Annotated in this window: 26 protein-coding genes and 1 riboswitch; of the genes, 19 read left to right on the forward strand and 7 right to left on the reverse strand. The window is 51.4% G+C overall.

Features of this window, described 5'->3' with window-relative positions; translation table 11 throughout:
- Positions 1–17: 17 nt before the first annotated feature.
- On the reverse strand, positions 18–1,667 hold the full coding sequence (locus EDM59_RS22485) for a DUF6583 family protein (protein ID WP_122925668.1): 1,650 nt from the start codon (positions 1,665–1,667) through the stop codon (positions 18–20).
- 284 nt (positions 1,668–1,951) lie between these two features.
- Here EDM59_RS22485 and EDM59_RS22490 point away from each other — a divergent pair, with 284 nt between their 5' ends.
- Together EDM59_RS22490 and EDM59_RS22495 are read left to right on the forward strand one after the other, a co-directional pair.
- Positions 1,952–2,866 (forward strand): LysR family transcriptional regulator, encoded by a 915-nt coding sequence (locus EDM59_RS22490; RefSeq protein WP_122925669.1) that lies wholly within the window; start codon positions 1,952–1,954, stop codon positions 2,864–2,866.
- Positions 2,867–2,986: 120 nt separating this feature from the next.
- Complete coding sequence (locus EDM59_RS22495; RefSeq protein WP_122925670.1) at positions 2,987–4,090, forward strand: citrate synthase/methylcitrate synthase; 1,104 nt, start codon at positions 2,987–2,989, stop codon at positions 4,088–4,090.
- A 67-nt stretch (positions 4,091–4,157) separates the two neighbouring features.
- Here EDM59_RS22495 and EDM59_RS22500 read toward each other — a convergent pair whose 3' ends face one another.
- Positions 4,158–4,811: an MBL fold metallo-hydrolase gene (locus EDM59_RS22500; RefSeq protein WP_122925671.1), complete on the reverse strand. Its 654-nt coding sequence runs from the start codon at positions 4,809–4,811 to the stop codon at positions 4,158–4,160.
- Positions 4,812–5,028: 217 nt separating this feature from the next.
- On the opposite strand from EDM59_RS22500, the gene EDM59_RS22505 reads away from it, so the two are divergent.
- Positions 5,029–6,057 carry an NADH:flavin oxidoreductase/NADH oxidase gene (locus EDM59_RS22505; protein WP_122925672.1) on the forward strand — a complete coding sequence of 343 codons (1,029 nt, stop codon included), beginning with the start codon at positions 5,029–5,031 and terminating at the stop codon, positions 6,055–6,057.
- Between the two features lie 165 nt (positions 6,058–6,222).
- On the opposite strand, the gene EDM59_RS22510 is transcribed toward EDM59_RS22505, so the two are convergent.
- From EDM59_RS22510 to EDM59_RS22520, 3 genes are read right to left on the reverse strand one after another with little or no spacing between them, the layout of a single operon-like run.
- Positions 6,223–7,560, reverse strand: coding sequence for a DUF4129 domain-containing protein (locus EDM59_RS22510; protein WP_122925673.1), 1,338 nt, complete (start codon positions 7,558–7,560; stop codon positions 6,223–6,225).
- Positions 7,557–8,747: a DUF58 domain-containing protein gene (locus EDM59_RS22515; protein ID WP_122925674.1), complete on the reverse strand. Its 1,191-nt coding sequence runs from the start codon at positions 8,745–8,747 to the stop codon at positions 7,557–7,559. The genes EDM59_RS22510 and EDM59_RS22515 overlap by 4 nt, the downstream gene beginning before the upstream one ends.
- A gap of 3 nt (positions 8,748–8,750) precedes the next feature.
- Entirely contained in the window at positions 8,751–9,689 is a 939-nt protein-coding gene (locus tag EDM59_RS22520; RefSeq protein WP_122925675.1) for an AAA family ATPase, read from the reverse strand.
- A gap of 270 nt (positions 9,690–9,959) precedes the next feature.
- Between EDM59_RS22520 and EDM59_RS22525 the strand changes: the two genes are divergently transcribed.
- From EDM59_RS22525 to EDM59_RS22565, 10 genes are all read left to right on the forward strand, one after another.
- On the forward strand, positions 9,960–11,516 hold the full coding sequence (locus EDM59_RS22525) for a sensor histidine kinase (RefSeq protein ID WP_183193003.1): 1,557 nt from the start codon (positions 9,960–9,962) through the stop codon (positions 11,514–11,516).
- Positions 11,509–12,132, forward strand: coding sequence for a response regulator (locus tag EDM59_RS22530; RefSeq protein ID WP_122925677.1), 624 nt, complete (start codon positions 11,509–11,511; stop codon positions 12,130–12,132). The genes EDM59_RS22525 and EDM59_RS22530 overlap by 8 nt, the downstream gene beginning before the upstream one ends.
- A 25-nt stretch (positions 12,133–12,157) precedes the next feature.
- Complete coding sequence (locus tag EDM59_RS22535; protein ID WP_122925678.1) at positions 12,158–13,312, forward strand: HD-GYP domain-containing protein; 1,155 nt, start codon at positions 12,158–12,160, stop codon at positions 13,310–13,312.
- 96 nt (positions 13,313–13,408) lie between these two features.
- A complete protein-coding gene (locus EDM59_RS30850) occupies positions 13,409–13,618 on the forward strand; it encodes a hypothetical protein (RefSeq protein ID WP_148040850.1) in 210 nt (69 codons plus the stop codon).
- A 166-nt stretch (positions 13,619–13,784) separates the two neighbouring features.
- Positions 13,785–14,336, forward strand: coding sequence for a signal peptidase I (locus EDM59_RS22540; RefSeq protein ID WP_246011194.1), 552 nt, complete (start codon positions 13,785–13,787; stop codon positions 14,334–14,336).
- Entirely contained in the window at positions 14,333–15,652 is a 1,320-nt protein-coding gene (locus EDM59_RS22545; protein ID WP_122925680.1) for a right-handed parallel beta-helix repeat-containing protein, read from the forward strand. Before EDM59_RS22540 ends, EDM59_RS22545 begins: the two co-directional genes overlap by 4 nt.
- A 70-nt stretch (positions 15,653–15,722) precedes the next feature.
- Entirely contained in the window at positions 15,723–16,316 is a 594-nt protein-coding gene (locus tag EDM59_RS22550) for a hypothetical protein (protein WP_183193004.1), read from the forward strand.
- A 12-nt stretch (positions 16,317–16,328) separates the two neighbouring features.
- On the forward strand, positions 16,329–17,180 hold the full coding sequence (locus tag EDM59_RS22555) for a hypothetical protein (RefSeq protein ID WP_122925682.1): 852 nt from the start codon (positions 16,329–16,331) through the stop codon (positions 17,178–17,180).
- A 297-nt stretch (positions 17,181–17,477) separates the two neighbouring features.
- Positions 17,478–18,014, forward strand: coding sequence for a signal peptidase I (locus EDM59_RS22560; protein WP_122925683.1), 537 nt, complete (start codon positions 17,478–17,480; stop codon positions 18,012–18,014).
- Between the two features lie 103 nt (positions 18,015–18,117).
- A complete protein-coding gene (locus EDM59_RS22565) occupies positions 18,118–18,759 on the forward strand; it encodes a TasA family protein (protein WP_122925684.1) in 642 nt (213 codons plus the stop codon).
- Between the two features lie 97 nt (positions 18,760–18,856).
- On the opposite strand, the gene EDM59_RS22570 is transcribed toward EDM59_RS22565, so the two are convergent.
- Positions 18,857–20,158, reverse strand: a complete 1,302-nt coding sequence (locus EDM59_RS22570; RefSeq protein ID WP_122925685.1) for a homocysteine synthase — start codon at positions 20,156–20,158, stop codon at positions 18,857–18,859.
- A 94-nt stretch (positions 20,159–20,252) separates the two neighbouring features.
- Positions 20,253–20,360, reverse strand: a riboswitch (SAM riboswitch).
- A gap of 84 nt (positions 20,361–20,444) precedes the next feature.
- Here EDM59_RS22570 and EDM59_RS22575 point away from each other — a divergent pair.
- The 3 genes from EDM59_RS22575 to EDM59_RS22585 all read left to right on the forward strand — a co-directional run bounded on the left by EDM59_RS22575 (position 20,445) and on the right by EDM59_RS22585 (position 22,039).
- Complete coding sequence (locus EDM59_RS22575) at positions 20,445–20,696, forward strand: hypothetical protein (RefSeq protein WP_122925686.1); 252 nt, start codon at positions 20,445–20,447, stop codon at positions 20,694–20,696.
- Between the two features lie 380 nt (positions 20,697–21,076).
- Positions 21,077–21,388: a rhodanese-like domain-containing protein gene (locus EDM59_RS22580; protein ID WP_092270800.1), complete on the forward strand. Its 312-nt coding sequence runs from the start codon at positions 21,077–21,079 to the stop codon at positions 21,386–21,388.
- A gap of 24 nt (positions 21,389–21,412) precedes the next feature.
- Positions 21,413–22,039, forward strand: coding sequence for an SCO family protein (locus EDM59_RS22585; RefSeq protein ID WP_122925687.1), 627 nt, complete (start codon positions 21,413–21,415; stop codon positions 22,037–22,039).
- 1 nt (position 22,040) lies between these two features.
- On the opposite strand, the gene EDM59_RS22590 is transcribed toward EDM59_RS22585, so the two are convergent.
- A complete protein-coding gene (locus EDM59_RS22590; RefSeq protein WP_122925688.1) occupies positions 22,041–22,358 on the reverse strand; it encodes a YqzG/YhdC family protein in 318 nt (105 codons plus the stop codon).
- 239 nt (positions 22,359–22,597) lie between these two features.
- On the opposite strand from EDM59_RS22590, the gene rnjA reads away from it, so the two are divergent.
- The 3 genes from rnjA (at position 22,598) to EDM59_RS22605 (ending at position 25,752) form a co-directional block, all read left to right on the forward strand.
- Complete coding sequence (rnjA, locus tag EDM59_RS22595) at positions 22,598–24,271, forward strand: ribonuclease J1 (protein ID WP_170184345.1); 1,674 nt, start codon at positions 22,598–22,600, stop codon at positions 24,269–24,271.
- Positions 24,272–24,362: 91 nt separating this feature from the next.
- Positions 24,363–24,794, forward strand: coding sequence for a BrxA/BrxB family bacilliredoxin (locus EDM59_RS22600; protein WP_092270811.1), 432 nt, complete (start codon positions 24,363–24,365; stop codon positions 24,792–24,794).
- An 85-nt stretch (positions 24,795–24,879) separates the two neighbouring features.
- Entirely contained in the window at positions 24,880–25,752 is an 873-nt protein-coding gene (locus EDM59_RS22605) for an aldo/keto reductase (protein ID WP_122925689.1), read from the forward strand.
- The last annotated feature ends 52 nt before the right edge of the window (positions 25,753–25,804 follow it).

Raw genomic sequence — 25,804 nt, forward strand, 5'->3', positions numbered from 1 at the left:
CGTTTTGTAAGTGTAAATTAAGGCACCATGAACTGTTGAACCAGCTCTGCGTTGTCTTCCATGAATTTTTGAGCGGAAATGCCTACTTCCTGCTGGATTTCCATCATTTGCTCGTCTGTGACGGTAGCCAGATTCACGGAGTTTTCCGCGTTCAGAGCCGGGATTTCCAAAGCTTTGCCGAATTCAGCCTTTGATTTCAGCTTGAAGCTAATGCCCTTTGGCATCTCAGGATCTGGATCGTTGAACGTGAGTTTTACGCTGCCGTCCGCGTCTGCGCCCTTGTCCGTCTTGGTCTCTGACATGGTGATGGTACCAGACAGAGAGACTGGCTGAGGCTGGAATTCGTCTTGGAACGCCAAGGTGAAGTTGTAGTTGCCGGATTCCTTCTTATCTTCTTTGGTCGTTTCGAAATCGGATTTGAGGTTGAGCACTTCAGCGTCTGCTTCCTTGACAATTACGCCGACATTCCCTGTTGTTTTGCCGCTCTTTTCAGAGGCTTTGTACGTAAAGGACATTTCGCCTTTTTCCGTCGCTTCTGGATTGAGCAGGCTATAGCGATAGTAGCTGTCTCCCGCGTTTTTGTAAGTGACGGTGTTGAGGAAGACTTGTTCCTCGTTGCCTTTTTCACCAGTGAACAAAAGCTTGCGAGACAGGATTTGGTGATCGTTGTCGATGAGCATCACCATTTTCAGCTGTTCGTTGCTTGTCGTAGTGTTTTCTTTCAGATCGGCGAGCATGTCGTCGAAGCCTTGGTCGTAGTTTTTCTTGAACTCTTCCTTGGAAATCTCTTCGAACGCATAGCCGCTGTCTGCCATGAGCGTTGCGACATTGTGATAGCGTGTATAGATCAAGTCAAACAGCTTCGTATCGGTTTTGGCTTTTTCTACAAGCTGCGTAGCCAATGTACGTGCTTCTTCTTCTGTAAAGCTGACCGTAACTTCACGAGCGCTCGCCTGGAAGCCCTCTTCGGAGAAAGCCACATCCTTTTTGAGCGTCACTTGGCTGTCCTTCAAGCTGTTTGCATAGAGCAGCGCATAAGGAGTGAGCACGCTTTGCACTTCATCCTGCTTGATTGAAACAGCTTTGTAGAGATCGTTGTAAGTCATGAAACGCTTCGGCAAATCCTGCCCCAGCTTTTCTTTCAGGGCATCACGGTCCTTCAGATCGACGAAGCCGTATTTGGAATAAAACTCCGGAAGCTTAAAGCCCAAAGTTGTGTCATTCAGGAAATATTCGAGGGTAGCCAGTTTTTTGTCGGACAGATGTACCTCGATGTTGCCCGACTGCTGGCGCTTCTGCTCGTCGACGTTGCTTTGCATGACGAACTTGGCGCTTTTCAGGAGGTCGAGTATTTTTTGAGCTTCTGGGTCCGGAATGGTCGCATCCAGATTGATATCACTGATTTCCATGCTGGAGTGAACAGGCTGCTCCAGATAGGGCTTCATGTAGTCTTCATATTTTCCGTACGCCTGCGAGATGTCGTCGGAGAATTTCAGCATGCTTTCTGCTTCCGATTGCAGATAAATGGTTTTGGCGCTTTTAAAAACATCGAGCTTTGCAAATGCAGTTCCCAGTCCACCGAGAACCACGACAGCTGCCACACCGGCAATCAGCAAAGGCTTTTTCAGGCTTTTGCGCGGTGGGGTCACGTTTGTTGCGGTTTCCATGAGGTTCCTCCCTTGGTATCTCTCTCTGTATTGAAGTGCGGTTGTATGGAATTTCGCACTCGATTTCGTATTGTACCATAAGGGACTTGAAGAAATGTATGTTACAGTAAAATTTTTCTAAAAATAGGAAATAAGGCCCGGGTGATAGGATCAAAGACAACGGGAAAGAGCTTGCATTCCACAACGGATTTTCTCCATGATAGGAGTAGAGAGATCATAATGCCTGATATATAAGGAAAATAGAGAGTGGTCAACGCCAGTTCTGAAATAAGGAGGGAAAGCAAGTGGATTTTCGTGTGCTGCAAACGTTTATGATCGCGGCTACGACGGAAAATTTTCATCAGACGGCCGAAGCCTTGTTCATCGCTCAGCCAACCGTCAGTCAGCATATCCGACAGCTAGAAAAAGAACTGGGAATTGAGTTGTTTGAACGAGTGGGCAAACGAGTGCGCCTGACAGCTGCGGGAAAACGCTATTTGCCGCATGCGAAAGCACTCTTGGAGCAATGGCATCACGGGATCGAGGATTTGCAGGCATGGCGGCAGGGGTACCGGGAAAAGCTGAATCTGGCGGTATCACCGATCATCGCCCGCGCGAGATTGTCTCATTTGCTGCGTCGCTACACCAAGCTGTATCCGGATGTGGATTTGGCGATTAAGATTGCGGACTCCGTTGAGATTGGGCCGCTGGTACAGAGTGGCCAAGCCGACCTCGGGCTGACACGGATGGTGCCGGGAGAATTTCAGCTGGCTACCTATTTGCTTTATGAAGATCCAGTCGTATTCGCAGTGCCCTCCAACGGGGGAGATATGGAAGCGCCGCTGCCTGATTGGGAAATGGAGCTGCAAAGCAAACGGCTGTTAACGCACAATCATCCGGGCTATTGGGATGAATTGCTGCTGGTGCTAAGACAAAGGGGGCTTTCCCTGCGGACGATGGCTGTCTCCCAAGTGGACATTACCAAGCGCTTCATTGAGGAGGGGTTGGGGGTTTCCTTTTTGCCGCGAACGGCTGTCAGTCGCGACTTGTTTGAAAATCGGTTTATCGAGCTGCCGACGCCCGGACTCGTGCTGCCAAAAGTAGCCTCCTATGTCGTCATGCCAAAGGGAGGCATCAGCGACACAGCGCAGAATTTCGTCGAGATTTTGCACTCCTTGTACGCGCCGATGCCGCCTGTTGTGATCTCGGGAAGGTCCTGACTTTCGCTTTCTTATGATCGATTGCATATCGTGATCAAAAGCTTGATTTTGTTTTATTTCATTTACGAATCCGAATCATTTATACTGGAGGAAAAGAGATGAAATCAAGGAGTGGGATCAATGAGTAAACAACATACGTTGGCAATTGGTCTGGATGGAATCGCTGTAGCGGAAACGGATCTCAGTCTGGTAGACGGAATCAATGGCTTGCTGGTCTATCGCGGTCATTGGGCACGTGATCTGGCTATTCACCACACATTTGAAGAAGTTGCTCACCTGCTCTGGTTCGGGCATTTGCCAAGTGCAGAGGAACTGGCTGATCTGAGCAGCAAACTAAAAGCGAATCGCAAACTGCCTGAGCATGTAAAAGGGATTTTGAAGCTCATTCCGGCAGATGTAGATATGATGAGTGTATTGCGTACAGGTGTATCGGCACTGGGAAGCTCATCGCATGGCTTTCCCCCGACCATCGATGAAGTGATTTCGCTGGCGGCAAAGATGCCGACGATCGTCGCGTATCGCTTTGCCTGTCTGCAAGGCACTGAGCCGCTCGAACCAAACGCCGAGTTGGATCATACAGCCAACTATCTGTACATGCTGAAAGGCGAGAAACCGAACCCTGCCCATGTGCGTGCGCTGGATGCGTATCTGATTTTGACGCAGGAGCACGGGATGAACGCATCTACGTTTGCAGGACGTGTCGTCAGCTCTACGGAATCCGATCTGGTGTCTGCCATCACAGCAGCGATCGGCACGTTGAAAGGGCCGCTGCACGGAGGAGCACCTTCGGAAGTAACGGAAATGATTGAAGCCATCGGTACCAAAGAAAATGCGGAACCGTGGCTGCGCAGCAAGCTGGAGAACGGCGGACGCCTCATGGGCTTCGGACATCGCGTCTACAAGACCATCGATCCGCGTGCCACTGCGTTGCGCGTCGTCGCTTCCGAGCTGTCTGCGAACGACCCGTGGTTCGATCTGGCAACCCATGTGGAGAAGGTAGGCCTGAAGCTGCTGGAGGAATACAAGCCAGGGCGCAAGCTGAACACCAACGTCGAGTTCTTCGCTGCTGCGGTTATGCGTGCAGTAGGTCTTGACGACGATCTGTTCACGCCGACCTTTGCCGTTAGCCGCGTCGTAGGCTGGAGCGCGCATGTGCTGGAGCAGGCTAGCAAAAACCGTATCATTCGTCCACAATCCAATTACATCGGCACCATGCCGGAGTAATCAGATGACGTGAATAGACAATCCCCCCTTTGGAACAGAGCAAGCTCCAAAGGGGGGATTTGTTTGTCTATAGAGCGCGGATCTGCGCTTGGACGTCTTGTGTACTGACCCCTCCGTGATAACAAATGACAGAGGTGATTTCGTAATCTGCGTATTTTTTCAGGGAGAGCTGGGCCATCTCCGGGTCCAGAGCCGTTGGTACATGAAGCCCCATCAGCTTTCCATCCACGCTGTATATGGAATCCCCAGCGATTAGCGTTTTGCTTTGGCGTAAATAGAGACTGACATGTCCCGCGGTATGCCCAGGAGTATGGATCACCTGAATCCCTCCGAAAAAGGGGAGCACTTGACCATCCTCCAGCAAATCGGTCACGTTCCCTTTTGGTGGATGCTTGACATGTTCATCTTTGATGAGGGGAAGCTCGCCCTGGATGTAGGGGACCTCCTGCTCGTGGGCGTAGACCCTGATGCGCCCCCCGGTCTCCTGCAAAAGCTCGGGCAGGTTCCCGATATGATCGATGTCCTGGTGGGTGAGAATGACCGCGTGTAAGCGATGGATAGGAGCGCCGGCTTTCTCCATGGCTGCTTTTAGCTCTTCGTACTGACCGGGGAATCCAGTATCGATCAGCACGACCGTCTCTTGATCGAAGAGAAGAACAGGATGAATGGCCATCCCGTTAAACGGGAGGTGAAGCATGTGTACGCCTGTAGCGATTTCCATCGTATGCTCCTTTCAAATTCGGTTGTCATGGCGAAAAGGTTTGCATGGATTTACGGGAAAATATATTTTTACGTAACTATATATTATTATGTATTGCGTTTTCCGTCCATGCTTTTTCCGGCATCATTTTCTCGAAGGTGTTTCAAAGTGCAGGCAAGCATTGCGCATCCTACTTACTTTTGGCATGATGATGAAAAATACAAAAGGAGTGGAACAAATGGCGTTGTTGTCTTCCCCGCTTCAACTGAAAGGTCTTACATTGAAAAATCGGATTGTCATGCCGCCAATGTGCCAATACTCGGTGGACGCGCATGACGGTACACCCACTGACTGGCATTTTGTCCACTACGTCTCCCGTGCAGTTGGGGGAACCGGGCTGATCATCGTGGAGATGACCGATGTGGAGCCGGATGGACGCATTTCAAACGGCGATCTGGGCTTGTGGTCAGATGAGCAAATCCCTGCGTTTTCTCGCATTGTCTCCGAAGTGCATAAATACGGTTCGAAAATTGGCATCCAGATTGGCCATGCGGGACGCAAAGCCGAGGATGCAGAGGTTCCTGTATCTGCCTCAGCTATTGCTTTTCCAGGCTCTCGCTACAAGCTGCCTCGCGCTTTGACTACCGAAGAGGTGCAAGCGATGGTCGTCAAGTTTGCCGAGTCTGCGAGACGTGCAGTGGAAGCAGGCATGGACACGATCGAGATCCATGGGGCGCACGGCTATTTGATTCACCAGTTCCACTCTCCGCTGACCAACAAGCGGGATGACCAGTACGGCAAAGATCCGGCCCTGTTTGGAGTGGAAGTGATTCAAGCTGTCAAAAAAGTAATCCCAGCGGATATGCCACTGATCATGCGTGTTTCTGCAGTCGAATACGTAGACGGTGGATACGGCTTGGCGTACAGCACAGAGCTGTGCCGTCGCTATAAAGAAGCGGGCGTAGATGTGTTTCATTTGTCCAGCGGCGGAGAAGGTCCGATCGGCTCGGCAGGACGACCGGGAGTACATCCTGGCTATCAAGTTCCATTGGCTCGTGCCATCAAGCAGGCATTGGACGTACCAGTGATAGCAGTAGGCAATCTGGACGACGCGAAGCTTGCCGAAGCCACACTTGGAAACGGCGATGCCGATCTGATCGCAGTAGGCCGCGGCATGCTGCGTGACCCGTACTGGGCGATCCACGCGATTCGTGCGCTCTCCCCAGAAGAGCTAGAGCCACCGAAGCAGTACGGACGTGCGTTTTAATGTAGGAGTTTAACCGTCTTTAAGACAAACAGAGCAGCCCTTTTCCATCCGTTTGAGGTGGGAGGGGGCTGCTCTATTTTGAAGGGATTTAAACATTTGATTAAAACCAGCTGTTTTCGCTAGCTTCCCACCCGTTACCGGGAAAAAGCCGCGTTCAAAGTGGCGCTACGTCTCACGTGCATCGCTCTTTGGCGTATCCCGCAAGGCTTTCACCGCTTGCTGCATAGCAGCGAGCTCTGCGGGGGTAAGGTTCTGCTCCCGATAGCGATACCGTTCATAACTACTTGTGATCGTAGCAGCAAGCTGGATAAAGGCCGAATCCCGTATTTGCTGCTGAAGCCTGCCGAAGTACTCCTGGCTGGTCTCGTAGCGACAGATGGGGTAACCGAGCGACGTCGTATGCTGCAAAAATTGGTAGTACGCGTAACGAACGGGATCGTCTGCCGGACCAGGTGCCTTTTTAAACCACTCGCGTACATCCCACAGAGGGCTTGAATCTTCTTTGGCAGCAGAGCCAAGTGGCGTCCACGCTGTCGAAGCTTCTGTGGAGGCTGCTTCTTTTGTCTGGGAGGCTTTGTGAAAACGCCTTTTCCAGATCGCCCGGGCGAGCACAATCAGGACGACCAGAGAGAGTGCAGCGATCAGGTAAGGCTCCAGCAAGGAGATCAGCGGCTCTCCTGTCTCGACGGGTACGTATCCCTGATCTGCACCTGCTCCCTGATTTTCCAACAGATCATTGACGCGTTGGTCCGTGCCCAGAGTGCCCGCCAAGGCTTCGCTCCAAGCAGCCAGCTGCTCCAGGATCGGCTTGACCAACCAGTACAGGCCGCTTCCTAGAGGGCCTTTCAGCCATGCCCACAGGAAGGCAAGCAGCTCCAGTATTGCAGCTGCCACCAGCATATAGCTCAGGGTCAAAAGGGAGTGGGCAGCCAGCACTTGTCCGCCAAGCTTGAAGCGAATAGAGGCTGGGAGTCGTGTGGTGACCGTTTCCGCGCGAGTCACATACTCCACCAGGCTTGTGAGCAGGTAGCTGACGAGGATCAGCCCCAGCATCCAATAGTACATAGCAGGATTGAACGCCTCGGCATGCAAGGCGGTTCCATACAAGCCCGCTACCGTCAACTGAATGAGGCACAGCATGAAACCAAGCACAAATCTACGCTGCAGATTGGCGTGATTGATCCCTTCGGAAGCGACGGAATGAATGCGCCAAAAAAACAGACCGGCCCCGAGCAGCGCGATCACCCAGGAATCAAAGGTTACGTACACAAGCAGCCCAACCCCGGCGACGACGGGATAAAGCAAGAAGTGGAGCAAGGGGCTTCGGCTGCCTTCGTGAAAGACAACGCTGCCCAAGACGAACAGCAGAGAGGCAGCGATACCGAACATCAGAAAATGGCTCAAGCTGACGGTCAGCCAGCCAAACATCATCGCAGCGCAAGCGAGCAGCAAGGCTTCGAGCCAAAAGGCAAGCGACCAACGGCCAATTGTCGTAACGGTCATTGGGCCACTCTCCTTCCATTTGCGGAGCGACCTGTCTCGAAACGGCGCAGCAGCAACTGCTCCCCAGAGAGATCCAGTACGGCTACCGTGTGCCCGCGTCTGACCAGCCGATCGATGGATTGTTCGAGATCGCGGTCGAAGCGCGGCGTGACAAGCAGGATAGCTTCACGGGAAGCAGAGCCTTCCAGCCGACGAAGGATCACAGTTAGCGGAGTCGTAACGTAATGGTGCATCTGGGCCAGCTGGGTCATGACGTGCAGATGATGATTTTTGCCGCTGCCAGCAGGGAGATGGTAGTACTCTCGCCCGCGCTGCTTCACACTGAGAAAAAGCTCGTAGCCGTACGACCGCTTTCGGCAAAGGATGGATAAGGCCGCCAGACAAGAGATGGTCCGCTCATTGATCGCATCGTTATACCGTTGCTGCGTTGGCTCATACGAGGGTAGGATATGCCCGATGATTCGCCAGTCTGGATGAGAGGTATGTTCAAACAGCCGCGTTTCCAGAGACCCGGTTTTTGCCGTTGCCTTCCAGTGGATGTGCTTGAAGCGGTCTCCCGGAATATAAGCGCGAACGCCTCGCTGAAAAGTGACATCCTCTTGCTGGCGCTGCGCAGAGAGCCTGCTGCCGTCCGGTTCGGTATCTGCTAGCTGGATCGGAGGCAAGGGCAGCGGCAACGGGTAGACCAGCAGCGAAAATGAAACAGGCAAGGAGAGCTGGCTTACTTCATCTCCGAACAGGGGGAGCGAATCAGAGTGAACCTCAGTCAACCAAACGACGCCACGGACATGCGGGGTCAGAGTCAGGACGCGTTCTACACTCTGGCGAAAGGGCACATCCAGGCGAAGTCGCACGACGGTTCGTTGCTTGGTCTGGCGCACTTCGTCTGCTCCCTCGACAGTGACGTGTTCAGGCAAGGTAATGCGCAGCCAGGTAGCAGGAAGTGGCAGCCAGGAGCTGTTGTGCATACGGATCGTTACTCGCACAGGTGTCCCTGGCATGACGCGGCTTTGGTCCGCGCTCCACTCGAGCTTGACCCATCTGCGCATATGCCGCATCCACCCGCTTTGAGCTGCTGGCATGAAAAAGAAAAGCCCGCCAAACAGCCAAAGAAACCAGCTTCCGGAGAACAAGGCGAATAACAGCAGGAGAAAGCCGATTACGTGAAAGGTCGACTTCGTATTCATTGCCTACACACTTTCTTCGACAGGCGTCGCTACGCTTTTCAAGATTTGCTCCACAACCTCAGATTCTGTCACATGCAGCTCTGCTTCCATCGAAAGGCGGATTCGATGAGGTGCGAGGCACGGGAAAACCCATTTCACATCGTCAGGCAAAACGTAGGAGCGGCCAGAAAGAAAAGCAGCTGCCTGCGCGCAGCGAAGCAGAGCGAGCATCGCCCGCGGGCTCAGTCCGACCTCGACCGATCGGTGGGTGCGGGTAGCTTCTGTCAAATCGATCACGTACTCCTCTACTGCTTGACTCACATGGACGCCAGTCACTTCCTGCTGAAGGGCGGCGATCTCGTCTACGCGGATGACCGGTTCGATCTCGGTGAGCGGTGACTCGCTGCGGAAGCGCCTCAGAATCTCTCGGGAATCCTCCCGGGTGCCGTAACCGAGCGAAAGCTTAAACAAAAAACGGTCTAGCTGAGCTTCTGGCAACGGATACGTTCCTTCAGATTCGATAGGGTTCTGCGTCGCGATGACGAGCATGGCAGGGGGGAGCGGAAGCGTGCTTCCTTCGATGGTGACTTGGCGCTCTTCCATGCCTTCGAGCAGACCGGATTGCGTGCGGGGTGTAGCCCTGTTGATCTCATCCGCGAGCAAAACGTCGGCAAAAATGGGACCTTTGCGCAGCTCAAATTCTTGCGAGCGCTGGTTGAAAATGTGCAGACCGATTACATCTGAGGGCAGCAGGTCTGCGGTAAATTGCAGACGGTTGTATGTTCCGCCGATTGCCTGCGCCAAAGTTTTGGCGAGAACGGTCTTCCCCATTCCGGGTAAATCCTCCAGCAGCACATGGCCGCGAGCGAGCAGGGCGGTGACGAGCAGCCGGATTTGTTCTTCTTTTCCGACAATTACTCGGTTGACGGAAGTGATCAGGTTATCTAAAGCAGCATGGGCCATGAGTATTCTCCTTTACAAACGAAAATGAAGGACGAAGCCTGCGTAGTTTATTATACAAGCTTCATCCTATTTTTGCCAAATGATCCGTCAGGCCCTGCCGATGCACATCGTGTTTTGTCGAACATATGTAATTACATAGATAAAAAGTGTTGATCTATCAGCGTTCGACATTTTTCATATATTGTCAATGTTTGACGTGATCAAGTACGATAGATATATAGTCCTAATTTTCCGTCGTCTTTCAGGAAAAGGGAAATGGAGTACTGCCTGATGGGTTGGTTGTTAAAAGAATTTCGGCTCGCAGTCTATTTTCTGCAATGGGTGCTCCTTTTAGCTTTCTGCTTTTTCTATATGGACGCACCTGATTCAAGCTATCACTCGTTTGCTGTTTTCCTGGTCATCGCCGTAGCGTACGTCATCATTCTCTGCTATGCACTTCCACGAAAACGTTGGTTTTTGCTCGGACTGGTCGACATGGGAATGGCTTTGTTTTTCATCATGGAGACAGGCAAATGGAGCAGCCCCTTTATGCTCTACGCATACACTACGCTGCTATGGCTGCTGATGGTGCTGCGATTGGAGCAGGTGCTCCTGATTGTCATTCTTTTTCTGCTGTCAGCTTCTCTACTGCAAGAATGGCTTCCCCTTACCATGGTTCCCTCCGATATGGATTTCACGAAGCTGCGCTTGATTCTCGACATCATGATGTGGGCCATTATGGCGCTATGCATGTTTGCTTTACTGCGTTCCATGAAAAGGGCATATGCGAAAAGCTATCATCTGTTTTTGTTTTTGCAGAAAGTCGTATCGAGCCCCGCTATGAATCTATGCGCGGCTACCGAACAAATGGTACGGCGTGTCTTCCATTCAGAGCAGGCCTATTTATGTCTCTACCAGGATCGAGAAGGGGAAGGAGACTGGAAGAGAGAGTATTTTCTCAACACCTTGCTGGAAATGGGTGCAGATGAATGGAGTCATTTGACAATCCAGCTTCTGGACGATTACTCCGGTCGCAAGGATACATACGTCTGCATGCCTTTGAGTTTGGAGGGCGAGGCTTGGGGATGCCTGATTTTTTCCATCCCGGCCAAGCGCAGCATCCATCGGGGAGAACGCCTGCTGCTGCGGTTCATCTCCCTCATCGTGTGTCAGCAAGGAAGACAGCATCGAATTAAATATGATTTGGCCAAATCCCTTCACGAGGAGATGCGCCGCAACCTGGCGCAGGACATGCACGACGGATTGGCGCAGCAGCTATTTTTTTTGTCAGCCCAAATGTTTCAGCTAAAACGCTCGCTTCCCGATGAGGTGAAGGTAAGCGTCGCCGAGCGGCTGGAACAAATCGAGGAACGGATCAAATGGTGCCACGGCGAAGTTCGCCATACGATTACGCACCTGCGTGAATTCCGAGAGTCCGAGCAGCTCTATGAAGCTATTGAGCAGTTGCTGAAACGGATGACGAACGGTACAGATTTACAGGTCCGGTTCACCTCGAAGGGACGAATACTCGAAGAAGAGCTGAACGTGCTCAATGCGATTTACCGCATGATCGAGGAGGCGACTGCCAATGTCGTCAAGCATGCGCGGGCTCACGTACTGTCTGTAAGCGTGGAAGCATCTACGGTGCAGGTAAAGGTGCGGGTGCGCGATGATGGAATCGGCTTTGTTTCGGAAGAGAAAGGAAGAGAAGAGAACCGGTATGGGGTCGTGGGAATGAGGGAGCGTATCGCCCAGGTAGGCGGTACATTCCATATTCGATCCAAGCCAAACGAAGGAACGGAGATTTTGGCGATCATACCGAGAAAAGGGGTGGAGATGTATGGATAGCGTGAGGCTGCTGCTAGCGGACGATCATCGTATCGTGCGAGAAGGATTGAAAATGATATTGGAAAGTTCCCCACGCTATACGGTGGTGGAGGAAGCCAGTGATGGGGATGAGCTTATGGAAAAGGCGCTAGCGATCAAGCCCGATTTGATCGTTTCAGACCTGAAGATGCCAGGCATCTCGATCATCGATGGCTGCAAACAGCTCAAGGATCAGTACCCGGATATGAAGGTATTGATCCTAACTGCATTTGACGAGAGTGAGGACGTATTCCGGGCGTTAGAGTCCAATGTCGATGGCTACATCATGAAGGACACCGTACCCGAGCAAATTTTGCATACGATGGATATGGTGATGATGGGATATTCATGCTTCCAATCCAAGCTTCCCCGCAAACGCAAAGAGGAGTCGGACATCGCTTTTACTGAGAGGGAACAGGAAGTGTTTCAGCTGATCGTCGATAACTTGAGTAACCTGGAAATTGCACAGCGACTGTACATCTCTGAAGCAACGGTCAAGACGCATGTCAGCAGCATCCTGCGCAAGACGGGACAGCCGAATCGTTCGCAAGCTGTACTGTACGCGCTGAGAAAAGGGCTGGTCAAGGTCTCGCCGTAAGCCAAAACAGTAAAGAGGGTCTATCATGAAGCCGAGGAAAAGAAACAGGAACCACGCCAGTTACCTGGCAGATTCGATGTTTTTCTGGATATCGATACTGGTTAGTGCGGATGCAGGGATGGCTGTCCTTTTGCAAGCGCTGGGCATCATTACGATCCAATGGACAGCGATCGTTGGTTTAGCTGTCTGCGCGGCTGTCAGCTGGACGGTATATGTGCTGCACAAGCGTTATGTGCTGCCAGAGGCGTACTCGCTTCATGCCTCTGCTTTTTTGGGAGCGTCCTTGCTCCTGTTTTTCTGCTTGTATAATCCACAGCATTTTAGTGGCTTGTGGACCGTTTTCATCCTCTATCCTATTTACCTTAGTTTCTTTTACGACAAAGCGCTGGTCATCGTATGGGGGGCTATTAGTTATCTGCTCTATGCGCTGAGCCTCGGAGTGGGGCAGAGCGGTGAGTTTACGATGGATATCTTTTTTCATCTGACATTGGCAGCGGCAAGCGGGCTGTGCACCTGGCTTGGCTTTACAACGCTTCAGAACCGGATGGGCGATGCGAAGGAAGCCACCGACGCGCACAATCGGGAGTATGCCATCACGCTGCTCAATACACTGGTTCCGATCGTCGAGCGCAAGACCCAGACGAGCAGCCGGGAAATTGAGCAGATGAGCCGGCTGATCAAGCGGATGCTGCGAGAATTTCCGGACGAAGATGTCAACGATTGGGAGATCAAGCTGCTGTCTCTGCTTCATTACGTCAGCCGGATCAAGTTTCCGGACTACGTATTTGAAACAGATGAGAAGCTGACGACATTTGAGTATCAGATTGTGCAGGAGCACTGCCAGTTTGGCTATGAAATGTTCCGGGATGATCCCGCCTTCTCCCGTGTTGTACAAGCACTGCAGGAACACCATGAGCGTTTTGATGGGACAGGCTATCCGAAAAAGCTGAAGGGACGCGATATCGTTTTATTGGCGCAAATCTTGGGGATCATCGAGAGCTTTCTGGCGATGACAACAACGCGGGCGTACCGGCAAACGGCTACGATCGAGGAAGCATTTGAAGAAATCTGCACGATGGCAGGAACGGTCTATGATGAAACAGTGGTCAAGGCATTTGCAAAATCTGTGCAGATTCATTCTCCTACTCGAGTCTCAAACGTACCATCCAGAGTAGGGTAGTCTCCGCCTGCTGGCTAAACCGAATCATCCTGTATGCGGATAGGCTTTTCCCCTTTGCCTTGATAGAGTGTGGTGGTAAAGGGAGGGGGAAGGCTGATGTTGCAAAAATGGTGCGCGCGTTGCAAGAACCACTCGTTCAGCAGCGGAGATTGGTATGAGTGGATATGTCCGTACTGCAACAAGAACATCACCCTGCAAAAGGCAGTGCCTGCTGTCATCCGGTTTGTCCTGATACGCCCCTGCACTCCCCGACGCTTTCAACCAAAGGATCATAAACCGAGTCGCTCTGACGAAAATACTGCCTGAGATGGGCAGTATTTTTTTATTTTTTCACCTCCTCCTTCAGTATGAGAGGGCATCCACCTGATAGATAAAAATCTTCCTCCTTTCAAGCGTCAGGAGTCCCTCCGAGGGTGGAAGATAGACGGAGACGAACCTCGTACAATGAGGGAAAGAGGTGAGCTGTGTGGGGATGACTTTGGCAAAACGTATCGGTCTCGTGTTAGTTGCACTTCTTTTTGTGTGGAATCTTTTTCTATACGCCAGCAGTCAATGGAACAGCGATCACATCCCGGGATTGGGAAAATGGCGAGTCCTGTCCGTGCTCACGGGCAGTATGGCCCCTACCATCAAAGCTGGGGATATGGTGATCGTAACGCGATATACAGGGGAAGTCCCGAAGACAGGCGACATCATCACGTATTGGAAGGACGACCAGACACGTTCCTTGATTACGCACCGCGTCGTGCAACGTCTGGATAATGGCTACCTGCAAACCAAGGGGGATGCGAACCAGGAGACAGATGGAGGGTGGACAGACCCGAACCGATTGGTAGGAAAGGTTGTCGCTACGATTCCTTTCGCAGCAGCCCTGCATCAGTTGATCAAAGAGCCGCTGACGATGGTCTTCATACTCGCTGGATTTATAGGCTATCTCATTCATACCCAGCGTCGATCTGGCAGCAAAAAGGACAGCAAACAAGCATCGATACAAACCGAGAAGTTGGAGGGGGATCTTACATGAAGTGGGAACAGGTGAAAAACTGGCCATGGAAGCGGGTTGTTATAGGCACGGCATTTATTTCATCCATTGCCGCGAGCACCAGCTTTGGGACCTATGCGTATTTTACGAGTCAAGTAGATGATGCATCGACCTTTGCTGCCGGGAAACTGGAGATCAGCTTGGGGGGCGTTTCGAGTGCAAGCTTTCGGGCAGAAGGGGATCAGAAGTTTTTACCTGGCGTCCGCGTTCAAAAAACAATGAGTGTCGAGAACAAAAGCGACGTTCCTGTGAAATACGCCTTGCTTGCCCAGAAGGCTGACGGGGACGATATCCTATACGATCAGCTGGTAGCGGAGATTCGGAGCAGTGACGATACACTGCTGTATCACGGACGCGTCAGCAGTTTGACAAAAGCAAACATCGTCATTCCTGAGCTGGATAAAGGGGAAGCAGACGAGCTGAGCTTCACCGTTTATTTGCCAGAAAGCACAGGGAACGAGGTCCAGCAAAAGACGGCAGATGTCAATTTCGGCTTCCTAGCTACGCAGCAGGAGAACGGAGATTACTTTGCGCAAAGCGGGCCAGTGATGACCTTTACGCCACAGGACTTGAGCGGCAGCCAGCTGCTCGACACGATGAAGCTCGCAAAACGTGTGGGAGAAGAGGAGAGCGCCAAGCAAAAGGACGAATCGGCTGCGAAAGGCATGACCTTTGTACTGGCAGAAGGTTCGTATGATCTGAGTGGCTTGGAGTTGCCCAAACACATAACGTGGAAGGCTGCTCCTGGACAGGAAGGAAAGGTCATCATTCGGGCCGATGAGCTAGCGGTTCAGGATGCGTCCTTTGACGGAATCCGTTTTGAGGGCCGAGGAACCGGTCTTCTGGTCGGCTCCAATGTGAGCTTCCGCAATTGTGTGTTTGGCAGCGGATTTGAGGAAGCCATTCGTACAGCAGGTGCCGAGGACAAGCAATCGGATGAGTCAGCAGAAGGCGGAAAATTCCTGGAAGGTTTGACAGTGAAAGACAGCATCTTTGAAGGTGGCGGAGAAGGGATCGTGCTGAATCAGACCGTCAAAGCCGTCCTGATTGCGGGTAACACCTTTAACGGTGGAAAGCACGCCGTCGTGATCGCCAATGACAAAGAATCGCAAGTCCAGATCGTCGATAATGATTTCACCAAAGTCAGCCAATACGCGGTGGAAAGCGATGGAGTGCGGGTAGGTGATGGCATTGACGGATTTAAGGAGATCGAGGGAGAAGTCGTCGGGACGAAGAAGCTGGCTCTCCATTTGTACAAGGCAGACTTGTACCTGGAAAACAACAAGTATGGAAGATAAAGCGGGGCGTTCGAGGACGCGCTCGCGGTCGAGATCAAAAGCACGTTTGGCGCCTCTACGTGTACAGATTATGGGCAGCGTCTTTTTTCTGGGAGTCGCGCTGTCTTTATGGGGACCCATGGCCACTACCTACAGCTGGATGTGGCAGGAGGTCCATGATGCGGGCCACGAGTTTGCGGTCGGAATCCTGGATATTTCGGACAGCAGCTTCGGTAGCGAATGGCATGTCCTTCGGGGAGGCAACCAGGTCGTCGACTTGTCGAAAATGATTCCGGGAGATGCCCGGCAGATCAAAGCGACCCTTTCTAAAGGCTCGAGCGACTTGGACTTTTCCTATAAGATCGTTGCACGTGTAAAAGAAATCGGCAGCCCGGGGACAGGCGCGGCGCAAAAGCTGGAGGAAGTGCTTCGCGTACGCATTACGGAGGGGCAGCAGGAAGTATATGACGGCCTCGTCAGAGATCTTCATCAGGATCAGCCGGGAATTTCCCGTTCCAATGGGACGGAGAGCGAGTTTCGGGCAAGCGAGGGAAATAAGACATTTTTCATCACGGTGTATCTGCCAGAAGAAGGCGTCGATCATACCTACCAGTCTCTCGGAGGGGAGCTGGAGCTGCGCTTTTTGGCAAAGCAGGCAACATCGGATGCGATTTACGCAGAGTAAGGGGGGAGCCACTTGAAGAGGCTGGCAGTAGGGTTGATGACGGCAGCGCTTATCTTAAACGCCGTACCCCTGGATGGAACGTTTTCCTTTTTGACCAGTGAGAAGAAGCAGGTATCCCCCGTTTCAACTGGCACAAACGAGGACGTTTTCGTGACAGAAACCAAGCAGATCGTTTTGAAATCAAAGGTCGAAAAACGCACCAAGATCAAGCGCACGGTAAACACAGATGGCTCCTCCTCTGAGACAAAGGACAGCAGACTTGCCGTCTCCAACGGCGTACAGCGTGTCGTGTTTGTTCCGCAACGCGAGTCATTGGATTTGGAGATAGCCAATGTAACCGTGACGGGAGACGCAGCAGGAGAAGTAACCATACAACGTGTCTACGAGGAGAAGGACGACAAGGCAATCGTATTTGAAATAACTCATACCTATCAAAAGGCGTATGGCAAGAGAAAGAGCGAAACCGAGCGGGGCGAGCTGCAGGTAACGGCTCTCGGCGGATTCTATACGTTGAAGCTCCCGCTCACAATCAGTACCTCTTATCGCGAGTCGACGGACGTATCGGAGGAAGCAGTCCCGAGTCAGCCAAGTCAACCGGGTCAGCCGACAAACCCGCCGGCGCCTGATACGCCAAATGCACCGGACACACCTGCTTCTGAAGACGGCTCAACCCTGCCTGCACAGCCGCCTTCTTCTGGTGTAGAAACACCCACGGAACCATCGACAGATCCAAGCGGCCCGGCACCGCCATCTTCAGAAGAGTCGGGGACCGTTTCTCCTGACTCGGACCTGCAGGAGTCCTCGCCACCCGGTTCCCCAAGTACTCCGAAGGAAACTCCTGCAGGAGAAACGCCCCCTCTTTGAGGATGAAGGACGAGGGGCCGCACAAAATACCCCAAACTTGCCCAGCGAGCCTCTGCGCCCGTTGGGTCTTTTTTATGGCGAGCGGAGAGTAAACTCGTTTGCTGCATGAAATCGAAAATGTGGAGGGCAGGGTCATTCTTCAGGATGAGTAGGGATCAATACAAAAGGAGAAAGGAATCATCCTTGTTTATAAGGGAAGTTCACCCTGACGCAGGAAGTTGAAATATTACAAAAACAGTAACATTAGAAATGTGAACGGCACCTGCCGCACCAAACGAAAGCGGGGGATAAAAGCAAGTGGCCTTACTGAAAAAGAGCATATCAGTCCTAACAAGTGTCTTGCTGGTCGCTGTGATTGCCATCGCCGGGTTCCTGCTTGTGGGGAAAATGAACAGCGGAAAAACGATGCTGTTCGGTAATGAGATCATGGTGGTTCTGAGCGGCTCCATGACCCCGACTTTCACGACAGGAAGTATTGTAGCGGTTGGACCGGCGGAATTCAAAGACATCAAGCAGGGTGACATCATCACATTTAAGGACACGGAAGGAAGAACAATCACTCACCGTGTGATTGAAAAACAGGAAAGCAATCTGGTCACGAAAGGCGATGCAAATGACGCAGCCGACACAGCTCCTGTCACAGCAGACAGGCTGATCGGAAAGGTGCAATACTCGGTCCCTTATCTGGGTTACTTCATTGAGTACGCCAAGTCTGGACTAGGAATGTTGGTACTGCTTGGACTTCCTGGAGTGTATCTGATCATCAGCCAGATTTGGAAGTTGATGAAAATGATGAGGGAAGAATCACAAAACGCAACAAAGTCGCAAGCGTAAATCACCCCAACCGGTGATACCTTGGGGGCTGGTACAAGATTGAAAGCTAGTATCAGGCTTCAAGTAATCATACTATCCCAAATGATATTAGGAGGAATTATCCATGAGCTTGAAAAAACAATTTGCTCTTACACTCGCTTCTGTAGGTATCGGTGCGGCACTGATTGGTGGAGGAACTTTCGCATGGTTCAACACAAAAACAGACATCACTGGCAACACTTTTGCAGCAGGGGAATTGAAGTTGGGTGCAAAGCCAGCAACGGGCGTCATTAATGTGGGTGACATCGCTCCTGGTGACTGGGTAGTTAAATCGTTCGAACTGAAAAATGAAGGAACTGTCGGCATCAAACAATTGCTGACTGGCGTGAACTACAAAGTGACTTATGATCATGAGGGCAATGAAAACTTCCAAGACGAGTTTGGCCGCTACCTGAAAGTGTACTACCTGACAAACGTAGACAAAACTAAGCCGTTCCAACTCACTGACTACGCAGAAGTCATCGGCAATGGTCCATTTGCAAAATACCAAGGCAAAACGCTTGAAGAATGGAAGAACATCGGCCAACTGGATATCTCCACTCTGTACGAATCGAAGCTGGGCGGATTTAAACCAGGCGATACGGATGAAATCACCCTGGCGATTCAATTCGTAGATGACGGTAACGATCAAAACCGCTTCCAAAAAGACGTTTTGGATCTGACGCTGAATATCGAAGGAAAAGCTAGAGACGGCGTTCAACAATAATAGGTAGAAACGAAAAAGCGGCTATCCGGCCGCTTTTTCTGTTTTTTGTCTTAGTCGGCGAGCTCGCACGTGATTGTGCGAGCTCTTTGACCCAATCCTATGCAGTGACTTGATTGACAGCCGCTTTCAACGCCTGCTCCAAATCTCCGATAATATCCGCAATCGACTCTGTACCGATCGACAGGCGGATCATGCCCGGTGTGACACCTGCTGCTGCTTGCTCGGCTTCATTCATTTGCTGATGAGTAGTGCTCGCTGGATGAATGACGAGCGACTTGGAATCGCCTACGTTTGCCAGGTGGGAGAACAGCTGCACGGATTCGATCAGCTTTTTGCCTTCATTTACGCCGCCGCGGATGCCGAAGGTGAGGATGGCACCGGCACCTTTTGGCAAGTATTTTTGCGCGAGCTCGTAATTCGGATCGCTTTCCAGCCCTGGGTAGCTGACCCATTCAACGGCTGGGTGAGAAGCGAGGTATTCTGCAACGGCCTGCGCGTTTTGGCTGTGACGCTCCATGCGCAGGTGCAGTGTTTCCAGACCTTGCAGGAACAGGAAGGAGTTGAAAGGAGCAACGGCTGCTCCGATGTCGCGCTGCAGCTGAACGCGCGCTTTGATGATATAGGCGAGTGGCCCGACTGCTTCCGTGAACACTACGCCGTGGTAGCTTGGATCTGGTGTCGTCAGGCCAGGGAATTTGCCGTTGTTCCAGTTGAATTTGCCAGAGTCTACGATGATTCCGCCGATCGCTGTGCCGTGACCGCCAATGAACTTGGTCGTAGAGTGGATCACGATGTCCGCGCCATGCTCGAAAGGACGGCAGAGGAGCGGAGTAGCGAACGTGTTGTCGACGATCAACGGCACGCCATTTTCATGCGCGATGTCCGCGATGGATTGCAGGTCGGCTACATCGATGCGCGGGTTGCCGATCGTTTCGCAGAAAAAGGCCTTGGTATTGTCGTTGACGTAAGCACGGAAGTTTTCTGGGTTGGAATGATCCACGAAATGTACTTTGATACCCAAGCGTGGCAGGGTGTGTGCAAAGAGGTTGTAGGTGCCGCCGTACAAGCTGCTGGACGCGATGATTTCGTCGCCAGCCTGTGCAATGTTGAGGATGGAGAACGTAATGGCAGCTTGACCGGATGCTGTCGCCAGCGCACCTACTCCGCCCTCGAGCAGAGCTACGCGCTTTTCAAATACATCTTGAGTGGGGTTCATGATGCGAGTGTAGATGTTGCCCAATTCTTTGAGTGCGAACAAGTTAGCCGCATGATCCGTATCGCGGAAGACATAGGAGCTGGTTTGGTAGATCGGTACGGCGCGGGAACCTGTTACCGGATCAGGCTCCTGGCCTCCGTGGATGGCGATGGTTTCTGGCTTCCATTGTTGCTGTTCAGACATGATCATCTCTCCTTTTTTTTCTGTGGGTATGATAAGGTATAAAAAAACGGAGCTATCCTCTGAGTAGAAGAAGCTCCGGTCATACACGGACTCTCGTTCATCTCTCAGAATCTATGGATTCTGCAGGAATTGGCACCTCGCATCGTTACATGCAGGTTGCCGGGCTTCGTCGGGCCTGTCCCTCCACCACTCTTGATGAAAAATGGAAATCTGTTGTTGTCTTAATTGTATGAAAAAGTCCACTTTACTGTCAATATTCAATAATTCAGTTATCAGGGAGGATTAAATGGGAATATCAGACAATCACCAACAGACTGCAGGAAAAAAGAGCATCGCATTGCGAGCAGCGTGGATCGTTCCAAACGTGCTATGCTATTTTCTTCTTATTTATATAGGGGTATTTGTGGGTAAAAATGCGGAGCACCTGGAGGAGAACAATCAGCTGGTCATCTGGCTGTTTATGTTAGTGGTGATGTTCATGGTTTCGGTTTTCGGAACATTTCGCATCGTGTACTGGATCAAAAAAGGAAAGCTGTAAAGGGAAGGGAATCGGGATCGGAGGCAAACAAAAAAGAGCACATGCTGTGCCCTCTTCTGTACGAAAGGAATTAGTCCTTTTTAATGGTTGCGTGTGTTCCGTCGCAGTTTCCTTCTGCATTTTTGGTTTGACCGCATCTACAGGTTCCCATTCTTTTCCCCTCCTTTGCTATTCTTACTATTGATTATAGAAAATACACTAATGAAATACAACTTGATTACGAATCGTAATAAGCTTATGCTGATTTGGGCAGGATTCGTTTTCATAACTGTCGCTATTTGGACATAGCAGGGGCGTTAGAAATGCAGGAGTCCGTATGATATGATTGGATAGATATACATGCGAATAATTTCACTTACATAGCAGGGGGTATTTGTACGATGAGTAACGGCGTAAAGGAAATAACACCGGAAGAATTGCTGGCAAAACTGGAGGCTAATGAGCAAGTCCAAGTGATTGACGTACGTGAGGTTGATGAGTGGAACGCTGGTCACATTAAGCAAGCGAAGCTGATCCCGCTCGGATTTTTGCCGCATCGCATCGATGAGCTGGACAAAGACATTCCTCTTGTGATGGTTTGCCGCAGCGGTGCTCGCAGCAACATGGCCACGGAATATTTGGCAGCGCAAGGCTTTGATGTAGCAAACATGGTGGGCGGCATGCTCGCATGGCCAGGAGAGAAAGAACTGTAAGGTCTTTAGGGGAGGAAAGAAATCGTGAGTGGAGAAGCGCAACAGCAGCAGGGAGGGGCTCTGCAGCGTCATTGGTTTACCGTGCTTGCAGGCGTTTTGATTTTGGCAATTGTCGGTGTGTTTGGCTATAACTACATGACCAAAGAGCAGATTCCTGTCATGAAGGCATTAAACGACTTTTCCTTGGATAACATCAACGGTTCGACCTACACTTTCTCGGAGGGGAAAGGGAAAGTACGCTTGGTTGAATTCATGTTTACCAATTGCCCGGATATTTGTCCAGCGACTACGTACAACATGTCCAAGCTGCAGGATCAGCTGAAGGAAAAGGGGCTGTTTGGGGATAAGGTCGAGTTCGTGAGCATCACGTTTGACCCTGATTTTGACACCCCAGAAGTCCTGCAGGCGTATGCTGAGAAATTCAAGGCAGATCAAAGCGGCTGGAAATTCCTGCGAGGCGATGCCCAGGCGATCGAAAAGGTGACAAAAGACTTCGGAGTGGCTGTGATGAAGCAGCCGGACGGTTCCTTTGCCCATACGGCACGCATGTTCCTCGTGGATGAGGACGGAAACATGCGTCGCGCGTACGGGATGGCAGCCGAGATGGATATGGACCAAATGATGAAAGAGATGGTAGAGCTGGCTGACTAGCCTAGCGTGTCTCTTCGAATCGGATGGCGATGACCTTTTCGGTTTTCGTTTCAAATTCAATATGAACCAGTAACGCCCACACGCGATTGCCCTCTTGGAGCAAAAGCTTAAACGTCTCCTCTGACGTGGTGGGCGTTTTCGTTTTTCGGCCGACATGCAGGTAATCGACAATCTTGGCTTGCGGGTAGGTCTGCATGGTTTGCTGCATTGCGAGTCGTCCCCACTTGGCATATGGCGGCTCAGCGGCTGCGGGCATCGTCCAGGTCAGGGAGAGTGAAAGCAACAGGGCAGAGAAAATGGCGATAGCCTTGGCTCGCATAGATAACGCCCCCTTTATGGGAAAATAGGTCTTTCTGTGCGGTATTTTGTCCAATTTCTTGACTGGACACCCGGTTTCCTTGCTTTCTACCCTATGGATTTTGTACAATTTTCCAATGAGCGAATGAGTAGGCAAATGTGTTTTCTCTTGCACGGGTAACAGACTGGATGAAACGAACGCCTCGCGTTGTGTTACAATAAGAATGGCATGCTTGGTTCGGGTTCCCAAAATCATGCACGATGAAGTTAGGAGGAAAGATATTGAGCGACGTTAAGATTTTCGCAATGGGCGGCCTCGGCGAGATCGGAAAAAATATGTACTGCGTCGAGTATGAAGATGAAATCATTATGATTGACTGCGGGGTGAAATTCCCTGAAAACGAGATGTTCGGGATCGATTTGGTCATCCCTGATGTTTCTTATCTGGTGGACAACCAGCACAAAATCAAGGCACTTTTGCTGACGCACGGACACGAAGACCACATCGGGGCGATTCCTTATATTATGAGGCAAATCAAGGTGCCAATTTACGGTGGTCGTCTGACCCTGGGCTTGGTCAAGGCGAAGCTGGAAGAGCACCGCATGCAAAACGATGTCAAACTGATTCCTATTTCCGAAGACACGGAGATTCCCTTCGACCGGTTGAAGGCGACATTTTTCCGTACCAACCACAGTATCCCAGATTCCTTTGGGGTCGTAATCCACACGCCAGAAGGAATGGTCATTCATACAGGCGATTTCAAGTTTGACATGACTCCTGTTGGACAAACGACGGAATACGGCAAAATTGCCCGCATCGGTGCGAGTGGTGATGTATTGGCATTGCTGTCCGATAGTACAAACAGTGAGCGCTATGGCTTTACCATGTCGGAGCGTACGGTTGGCGAAGGGATTCTGGATGTCGTCCGTAAAGCGCGTGGACGGATTATCCTGGCGACGTTTGCTTCCAACGTGCACCGTTTGCAGCAGGTAGTCGATGCTGCCGAACAATGCAACCGCAAAGTAGCGGTGATTGGTCGCAGCATGGAAAAAGTATTTTTGATTGGACAAGAACTGGGCTATATCCAGATGCCAGAGGGTATGCTGATTGATATCAAGCACATCGACAACTATGCGGACAATCAGGTGCTGATCATTTGTACCGGCAGCCAAGGGGAACCGATGGCGGCTTTGACGCGCATCGCTTCCGGCTCGCATCGTACTGTCTCTATTTATCCGGAAGACACGGTGATTATCTCGGCTTCTCCGATTCCGGGCAACACGATCAATGTGAGTCGCACGATCGACAAGCTGTACCGCGCAGGAGCGATTGTCGTGCTCAATCAGGATTTCGACATCCACGCCTCCGGTCACGGCAGCAGCGAAGAGCTGAAGCTCATGCTGAACTTCATTCGTCCGAAGTACTTTATCCCGATTCACGGGGAGTACCGGATGCTGAAAACTCACTCCAAGCTTGCACAGCAGGTGGGGATTGAGGACAGCAACATCTTTATCATGGACAACGGCGATGTGCTGAATTGCTCGCGTGAAAAAGCATGGCTGAGCAAGGTGCATGCAGGCATCGTCCTGATTGATGGCAGCGGCGTTGGAGACGTGGGCAACATCGTTTTGCGCGACCGTAAGCATTTGGCCGAGGATGGTCTGATGGTTGTCGTCGTCAGCCTGGATATGAAGAACTTCAAAATCCTGACTGGTCCTGACATCGTGAGCCGCGGCTTTGTGTACGTTCGCGGTTCGGAGTCGCTCATCCAGGAAGCGACGATGCTCGTACGCCAACGTCTGCAGGAAGCATTGGAAAAGAAAATCAAAGAGTGGTCAGAGCTGAAGGCGCAAATCAACGAAGTAATCAAGCCGTTCATTTACGAAAAAACGGGCCGCAACCCGATGATTCTTACCATTTTGATGGAAGTGTAGCTCGCCTGCACTTCTTGATTCTCCAACGGTGATGAACCGGGTATAATAGTAAGTAAGGGAATAACGTGAAATGTAAAGGAGAGGTTGCCCCATGATGTCTTATGAAGCATATATGAGCCAAGTAATCCAACCTATGCGCGATGAGCTGACTCGCAATGGTTTTCAAGAGCTGCGCACACCGGAAGAAGTAGAACAGGCATTGCCAAACGCAAAAGGTCTGACACTCGTAGCCGTAAACTCTGTTTGTGGTTGTGCGGCTGGACTGGCTCGCCCAGCAGTTGTTCATTCGTTGAAGCACTCTACTAAGCCGGACAACATCTTCACTGTATTTGCTGGTCAAGATAAGGAAGCGACTGCGAAAGCTCGCGAATACTTCGAAGGCTATCCGCCATCTTCTCCGTCCTTTGCAATCTTGAAAGACGGTAAGATCATGACCATGATCGAGCGTCATCAGATCGAAAACAACGATCTGCAAACCATCGCAAACTTGCTGACAAACGCGTACGAAACCTACGGCAACTAAGCGAAGGCAAAACCAAATGCTAGATACCTAAGACGCTCGCTAACGGGCGTCTTGTTTTGAATTAGCGGAAAGGGGAATTTGTAGGATGCAGACCCGTTCGTTTGGACGAGACCCACACCAGGTATCACTGCTGGGCTTTGGGGCACAACGCATTGTGGATGAGCATGACTGCACGGAAGAGGAAGCCATCGCGATCATTCGCCGCGCAGTGGAGGCAGGGGTCAACTATTTCGATACAGCTCCCAGCTATAGCGATGGGCAGTCTGAAACACGCGTCGGTCTAGGGCTGAAAGGACTGCGCGACAAGGTGTGGATCGCGACTAAAACGGGCGGGCGTACCCGCGATTTGGCCCTTAAGGATCTGGAAGGCAGCCTCAAGCGTCTCCAGACTGACTATGTCAACGAATGGCGAATGCACAACATCATGCAGCCCCACGATCTGGAAGCGATCTTTGCCAAGGGTGGCGCACTCGAGGCATTGATCGAGGCCAAGGAACAAGGACTGATCCGCAAAATCAGCATCAGCGGCCATACGGATCCGCGCCTCTTGGCGGAGGCCATTCGCCGCTACCCCTTTGACAGCGCGCTTGTCGCCTTGTCGGCCCTGGATCATTTCATCTACAGCTTCGCGCACGATTTCGTTCCGCAAGCCGTCGAAAAGGGTGTCGCCGTAATCGGAATGAAAGTGATGGGGCTTGGCAAGCTGGCTCCATGGACTGAACAAGCTCTGCGCTATACTTGGAGTCTGCCAGTGACGACCTCGATATTGGGGGTAAGCAAAATGGAGGAGCTGGAGGCTGACCTCGCCGCAGCTGACCGTTTTGTTCCGATGAACGACATCGAACGGGTAGAGCTGTTTCAGGAAATCATGCCGCTTGTCCGACCGGATGTCCTCCGCTGGAAAGCCCGCGAGTGGATGGCAGGCGAATGGTATCAGCTGCCTGAGTTGAAGTGGTAGATACAAAGTGGAAAAGCCCATCGATTTTGATGGGCTTTTTTGCTGTTTTAGG

This window comes from Brevibacillus nitrificans, assembly GCF_003710965.1.
GTDB classification, from domain to species: domain Bacteria; phylum Bacillota; class Bacilli; order Brevibacillales; family Brevibacillaceae; genus Brevibacillus; species Brevibacillus centrosporus.